At 67.4% G+C, this 6814-nt stretch carries 6 protein-coding genes; 2 read left to right on the top strand and 4 right to left on the bottom strand.

The features are described 5' to 3' along the window. The first annotated feature begins 73 nt into the window (after positions 1-73). The gene (locus IP69_RS12055; protein ID WP_054143074.1) at positions 74-1201 is read left to right on the top strand and encodes a serine hydrolase; all 1128 of its coding nucleotides are present in this window, start codon (positions 74-76) and stop codon (positions 1199-1201) included. Positions 1202-1463: 262 nt separating this feature from the next. Next, positions 1464-4145: a type I DNA topoisomerase gene (gene topA / locus IP69_RS12050; protein WP_054143073.1), complete on the top strand. Its 2682-nt coding sequence runs from the start codon at positions 1464-1466 to the stop codon at positions 4143-4145. 30 nt (positions 4146-4175) lie between these two features. Here the strand turns inward: topA and IP69_RS12045 are convergent, their stop codons facing one another. From IP69_RS12045 to IP69_RS12030, 4 genes are all read right to left on the bottom strand, one after another. After that, complete coding sequence (locus tag IP69_RS12045) at positions 4176-4643, bottom strand: DUF6644 family protein (RefSeq protein WP_054143072.1); 468 nt, start codon at positions 4641-4643, stop codon at positions 4176-4178. Between the two features lie 6 nt (positions 4644-4649). Beyond that, positions 4650-5054, bottom strand: coding sequence for a DUF6152 family protein (locus tag IP69_RS12040; RefSeq protein ID WP_248306809.1), 405 nt, complete (start codon positions 5052-5054; stop codon positions 4650-4652). A gap of 84 nt (positions 5055-5138) precedes the next feature. Next, a complete protein-coding gene (locus IP69_RS12035; protein ID WP_054143071.1) occupies positions 5139-6287 on the bottom strand; it encodes a DUF2778 domain-containing protein in 1149 nt (382 codons plus the stop codon). Between the two features lie 209 nt (positions 6288-6496). Beyond that, positions 6497-6814 (bottom strand): VOC family protein (locus IP69_RS12030; RefSeq protein WP_197279836.1); only part of this gene is annotated, 318 nt, incomplete at its 5' end.

The following is a 6814-nucleotide window of genomic DNA, read 5'->3' as shown; positions in this document are numbered from 1 at the left end:
TGGTCTGGCGGCTGTGCCGCTATCTGGTCTGGCGGCTGTGCCGCTATCTGACCGCGCTGCGAGGAGCCGCCCCTTGTCCCCTTCCGCCGTTCCCGCCGCCCATGGCTCGACCTGGAGCACGATCGCGCCCGCCGAGGCGGGGTTCGACGAAGCCAGACTGGCAGCCGCCGTTGCCTTCGCGGAGGCCCATGAGAGCCCCTGGCCGAAGAGCCTGTTCTACCCCGACGGAAGTTATGTCGGGAATCGAGAATGGAACGAGAGCGGGCCGTGGACCGAGATCGTCGGCCCCGTGCGCGAGCGCGGCGGACCCGCCGGGCTCGTGCTGAAGGGCGGGCGCATCGTCGCCGAATGGGGCGACACCAACCGCCCCGACATGACCTTCTCGATCGCCAAGAGCTATCTGTCCGTGCTGGCGGGGCTCGCCGTGCAGCACGGATTGATCGCCGACCTCGACGAGCCCGTGGGGAAGCGCGTGGCGGGGCCTTTCTTCGAGAGCGCCCACAACGCGCGGATCACCTGGCGGCATCTGTTGCACCAATCGAGCGAGTGGCAGGGCGAGATCTTCGGCAAATCCGACCAGGTCGATCACAACCGCCAGATCGGGCCGGGCGCCGACAACAGCCGCAAGGGCCAGCGCCGGGAGATGCACGAGCCCGGCAGCTTCTATGAATACAACGATGTCCGCGTGAACCTGCTCGGCTACTGCCTGCTGCAGCGCTTCCGCCGGCCCCTGCCCGAGGTGCTGCGCGAGCGGATCATGGATCCGATCGGGGCCTCGGCCGACTGGGAGTGGCAGGGCTACGAGAACTCCTTCGTCGAGATCGACGGCCAGCGCATCCAGTCGGTGCCGGGCGGCGGGCATTGGGGCGGCGGTCTGTTCATCGGCGCGCGCGACCATGCCCGCTTCGGTCTGCTGATGGCGCGCCGTGGCGAGTGGGGCGGGCGCTCCCTGCTCTCGCCCGACTGGATCGCGCAGATGACCGCGCCCTCCGCGACTCTCTCCAACTATGGCTTCCTCTGGTGGCTGAATCGCGAGCCTTCGGCCAAGCCGGGCGTGCCGACCGGAGCGTTCTGGGCGCTCGGCGCCGGCACCAATGTGATCCTCGTCGATCCGCAGAACGACCTCGTCGCGGCGCTGCGCTGGATTGATGGTGCGTCCTATGACGGCTTCCTGGCGAAGCTCTACGGCGCGTTGGGCTGAAAACTGCCAACACCGCAGGCAGACTGTACGCCCCTTGTGCAGCGACGCCGGACACGCCATTTCCTGGCGCTCCAAGCGATTGTGGCTCAAACGCCGCCGAACGCCGTCAAACACGACGACGGCGCAATCGGCGTTTGACACGGCCTGCCCGCTGAACCACTTTCGCGCGAATTCCGAACCGCCGGGTCTTTCACCGGTCGCGGAGCCGCCCCGATCGGGCTGGTTCCGCGCTCCGAGGAAGCTTTTACCGAGACACCGCACCATGAAGCTCCTCGTCGTCGAGTCGCCGGCCAAGGCCAAGACGATCAACAAATATCTCGGCTCCGACTATGAGGTGATCGCCTCCTTCGGGCATATTCGCGACCTGCCGGCCAAGGATGGTTCGGTCGATCCCGAGCATGACTTCGCGATGAAGTGGGAGATCGAGGGGCGCGGCGCCAAGCAGGTCGCCGAGATCGTCAAGGCGCTCAAAGGCGCCGACAAGCTGATCCTCGCGACCGACCCCGACCGCGAGGGCGAGGCGATTTCCTGGCATGTGCTAGAGGCGCTCACCGCCAAGAAGGCGCTGAAGGGCATCCCGGTCGAGCGCGTCACCTTCAACGCGGTCACCAAGGACGCCGTGCAGGCGGCGCTCGCCAATCCGCGCCAGGTCGACCAGGCGCTGGTCGATGCCTATCTGGCGCGCCGCGCGCTCGACTATCTCGTCGGCTTCACGCTCTCGCCGGTGCTCTGGCGCAAGCTTCCGGGCGCCCGCTCGGCCGGTCGCGTCCAGTCGGTGGCGCTGCGCATCGTCTGCGACCGCGAGCGCGAGATCGAGGCCTTCCGGGCGCGCGAATACTGGTCGCTGGTGGCGACGCTGGCGACGGCCGCCGGTGGCGTCTTCGACGCCCGCCTCGTCGGCGCCGACGGCAAAAAGATCACCCGGCTCGACATCGGCAATGGCGAGGAGGCCAAGGCCTTCAAGGAGGCGCTGGAGACGGCGGCCTTCAACGTCGCCAATGTCGAGGCCAAGCCGGTCAAGCGCCACCCCTACCCGCCCTTCCAGACCTCGACCCTGCAGCAGGAGGCATCCCGCAAGCTTGGGCTCGCTCCGGCACGCACGATGCAGCTCGCGCAGCGGCTCTATGAGGGCGTCGATATCGGCGGCGAAACGGTGGGTCTCATCACCTATATGCGAACCGACGGCGTCGACATGGACGGCAGCGCCATCGCGGCTGCCCGCCGCGTCATCGGCAAGGAGTTCGGTGAACAATATGTGCCGGGCGTGCCGCGCAAATACACGGTCAAGGCCAAGAACGCGCAGGAGGCCCATGAGGCCATCCGCCCGACCGATCTCGGCCGGCTGCCGGCCACGGTCATGCGCCATCTCGAACCCGAGCAGGCGAAGCTCTATGAGCTGATCTGGAAGCGCACCATCGCCAGCCAGATGGAATCGGCCTCGCTGGAGCGCACCACGGTCGACATCGCCGCCACCGTCGCAGGCCGTAACCTCGAACTGCGTGCCACCGGCCAGGTCACCCTCTTCGACGGCTTCCTGACGCTTTATCAGGAAAGCCGCGACGACGAGGAAGACGAGGATTCAAAGAAGCTGCCGGTGATGAAGACGGGCGAGCCGCTCGAGAAGCGTGCCATCGCGGCCGACCAGCACTTCACCGAGCCGCCGCCGCGCTACTCGGAAGCCAGCCTCGTCAAGCGCATGGAAGAGCTCGGCATCGGCCGGCCCTCGACCTATGCCGCGACGCTCTCGACCCTGCGCGACCGCGAATATGTCCGCATCGACAAGAAGCGCCTCGTGCCCGAGGACAAGGGCATGCTGGTGACGGCGTTCCTGGAGAGCTTCTTCAAGCGCTATGTCGAGTTCGACTTCACCGCCAATCTCGAAGAGAAGCTCGACCGCGTCTCGAATGCCGAGATCGACTTCAAGGTCGTGCTGCGCGAGTTCTGGGAGGAGTTCACCAAGTCGATCGGCGACACCAAGGATCTGCGCGTCACCGAGGTACTGGAGGCGCTCAACGGCGTGCTCGGCGCCCATGTCTTCCCGACGCGGGAGGATGGCGGCGATCCGCGCTCCTGCCAGGTCTGCGGCACCGGCCAGCTCTCGCTGAAGCTCGGCAAGTTCGGCGCTTTTGTGGGCTGCTCGAACTATCCCGAATGCCGCTACACCCGTCCGCTCACTGTCCAGGCGGCCGATGGCGAGGCGACGGCCGAGGGCGGCACCGGCGCGCCGGGCGTGCGCATCCTCGGCAAGGATCCGGTGACGGAGGTCGAGGTCACGATCCGCGACGGGCGCTTCGGCCCCTATATCCAGCTCGGCGAGGGCGAGAAGCCCAAGCGCTCCAGCCTGCCCAAGGGCATGAGCCCGGGCAGCGTCGATCTTACCACCGCGCTCGCCCTGCTCTCACTGCCCAAGGAGGTCGCCAAGCACCCGGAGAGCGGCGAGCCGATCCTGGCCGGCATCGGCCGCTATGGGCCGTATGTCCAGCACGGCAAGACCTACGCCAATATCGACAAGGATGACGACATCCTGCAGATCGGCGGCAACCGCGCCATCGACCTGATCGTCGCCAAGGAAACCGGCGGGCCGGGCGCTCGCTTCGGGCGCGGCGCCGCGGTTCCCGGGCGCGACCTCGGCGAGCATCCCGGCGGCGGCAAGCTCGTGGTGCGGGCCGGTAAATACGGGCCTTACGTCAATTGGGGCAAGGTCAATGCGACCCTGCCCAAGGCGATGACGCAGGAGGCGATCACGCTCGAACAGGCGGTCGAGCTGGTCAACGCCAAGGCGGAGTCCAGCGGCGTCAAGGGACCGGGCAAGGCCAAGGCGGCCTCCGCGGCGAAGAAGCCCGCCGCCAAGAAGGCGCCCGCCAAGGCCAAGGCGCCGGCCAAAGCGAGCGCTGCCGCGAAGCCCAAGGCCGCTGCCAAGCCAAAGGCCGCCGCCAAGGGCTGACGATGCCACTGGGGTGGGATTGAGCTGTGATCAAAGGAAGCCGATCCAGCGGCCCGCGAGCAGGACGGACAGCCAGAGAGCGGCGGATGCGAAGGCCCTGACCCGGACGGACGGCGACAGCACGCCGGTCATTGCGAGGGAATAGGCTGCGCTGCGGTGCTGGCCCGCGACATTGACCAGCGCGACCAGCAGCAGGCCGATCTTCCACAGAAAAGCGGCGTTACCGGCATATTCGACCGGTCGCACGGTGAACAGCCAGGCCCCCGTCAGCACGGCTATTCCTAATCCGCAGGCAGCGATCCGCGACAGGAACGGCGCGATGACGGCGACCGGTACCGACGGGAAGAACCCCATCAGCCTCAGATCCAGCGACAGGATGCCGCCGATCAGCAGCGCGATGCCGAGGATGTGGCTTGCGTTGACGAAGAGATAGGCCGTGCCGTGCTGCTGAAGCAGGACGGCTCCGGGCCATTTGCCGAGGGCGGCGAGAAGCTCCATGCGCCCTCAGTTGGTACGAATGCGCTCCGGATACATGTCGTAGTTCTTGCCGGCGATGACGATCCGGACGGCCTTCATATGGGCCTTGGTCTTGTCGAGATGGCGATTGCCCAGAGCGGTGATGGCCTCGCCGGGCTTGGCGGTGTCGCCGGTGAAGCCCGAGCGCGCGGTCTGGTTGGGGTTGCCGAGATCGACCTGCCACTCCTTGCCGTCCGCAGCGGTCACCATCAGCATTGGATGCGGCGGCGCCATCGAGATCGTCTTGATGGTGCCCTTGAGCTCCATCTGATCGCCCTCGGCCCATGACCAGCCGTGATGGGCCAGGACGGGAAGGCTCGCCAGGATCGCGGTGCCAGCAAGGGCCGTGATGACAAGGCGGCGGCTGGTCTGACGAAGAGGGGAATGGATCATGGCGCGTCTCCCAATATGACGGTCGTGTCGGAGGCTGAACCCCGATCATGCACCATCGTTCCCGGTCAGGCGATCACGCGCCGATCACCTCCCCGTCAGCGACGCCACCAGGGAAGAAGGCGCGTCGTTCATGCTAGCGACCACGACGAGACGCTTCACCTCCCCGCGCAGATAGGCCTGCAGGAAGCGATCATAGTCCTTGAACGAGACGCAGCCATTGGACTGGCCGTTGGGTCCGAGCAGATAAGGATGGGTCAGCAGGCCGGCGCGGCCGTAGATCGCGCTGCTGCCGCCGACCGGATGCATCCGCAGGGCCCGCGTGCCGTGGAAGAGTGCCTCACGTTCGACGAGGTTATAGGTATGGGGCGGCGTGGCGCCGTGCATCCGGACATGAACGAAGCGGGGGTCGTCCATTTTGTCGCCGAGCCCGGAATGCGCCTCCAGCTTCTCGCCATTCGGCATGTGCACGACCTTGGCGCTGATGTCGTAGATCGCGGTCGCGTGGCCGGTGGTCATAGGTGGGCCGAATGAAGGGCTCAGCCGCCGGCCACGCGAGCGATCGACGACATCGTCCTCCGGCGCCGCATAGGCCATGGCCGGGCCGTTGGGCTGGCGCGGCGCACTGAAGATCTTCTCGAAGAAGGAGCGGTTGTCCTCGACGACCGGGGCCGGGGCCGCCGCGACGCGGGCACGGCGTGTCGGCTGGCGCAGCGCGATCGCTGGCGGCTCGGCGGTCACCGGCCGTTTCAGCTCAGGCGGGCGCGGCGCGGGCAGCGGCACATCCTTGAGGATGCGGGTCACGGCCTGCTGCGACGTCGTGGACGCCTCGGGCGGCAGCGCAAGCGATGCATTCGGGTTCGGCTGCGCGGGCGGCACGGCCGCCAGCGCGATCGGTTCCTGTAAGGGCGCTGCGACAGGGGCCGGCTCGGCCGGGCGCTGAAGCCCGGCCTGCATCGGCGCGCTGCCGCCGAAGGAGCCCGGATTCGTGCCCAGCGTGAAGCCGGGCTTGAGGAATTCGCGATAGGCCGTCGACGATGCGGCGAGCGAGCCCGTCGTCATGATATCGTGCACGGGCAAGGCGCGGCTGGGAACCTGGGCATCGGGAGCCGGCTCGAGCGCCACATAGCCGATGCCACAGGCGACGATGATGCCTGCGAGCTGCACCACGACATTGTGGCCGACCCGGTAACGGGCGCGTGGCGCCTTACGCAGTCTGAGGCCCTGTTCCGACATTCCGCACGCTCTCGACCCGACGCAATACACACGCCCACCGTCACTGACGGCGGAAACCGGCAAACCTGCCGTCTTCGAGTAGAGGCCAACGTCGTTAAAGGGGGGTGAACGGATTGCCTCGCATGCGGATAAATCACGGTGCGGCGGGAGCGCGCATGTCGCCCCCGCCGCGTGGCATCCTGACAGCTCAGTGAGCCAGCCAGCCCGTTTCAGAGCGGCTTCAGCCCGGCCTCGATCTGCGCCCGCTTGCCTTCGAGGAAGGGCGGCAGCGACAGGCTCTCGCCCATCGTCTCGGCCGGCTCATCGGTGGCGAAGCCCGGCTCATCGGTGGCGATCTCGATAAGGATGCCATTGGGCTCGCGCAGATAGAGCGAGCGGAAATAGAAGCGATCGACCGGCCCGCTGTTGGGATAGCCGGCGGCACGCAGGCGCTCGGCCCAGGCGTCGTAATCGGCGAAGGTCGGCGTGCGCAGCGCGAGATGATGCACGCCGCCCGCGCCTTCACGCGCCTGCGGCAGGTCTGGCTC

The organism is Allobosea sp. AAP35, assembly GCF_001295925.1.
GTDB lineage: Bacteria > Pseudomonadota > Alphaproteobacteria > Rhizobiales > Beijerinckiaceae > Allobosea.
Note: the sequence above shows the minus strand (reverse complement) of the source record. Positions and strands in the feature narration are given on the sequence as shown.

Coding starts and splice junctions, on each gene's coding strand:
- topA (WP_054143073.1), top strand. CDS start 1,464: ATGAAGCTCCTCGTCGTCGAGTCGCCGGCCAAGGCCAAGACGATCAAC.
- IP69_RS12035 (WP_054143071.1), bottom strand. CDS start 6,287: ATGTCGGAACAGGGCCTCAGACTGCGTAAGGCGCCACGCGCCCGTTAC.
- IP69_RS12045 (WP_054143072.1), bottom strand. CDS start 4,643: ATGGAGCTTCTCGCCGCCCTCGGCAAATGGCCCGGAGCCGTCCTGCTT.
- IP69_RS12040 (WP_248306809.1), bottom strand. CDS start 5,054: ATGATCCATTCCCCTCTTCGTCAGACCAGCCGCCGCCTTGTCATCACG.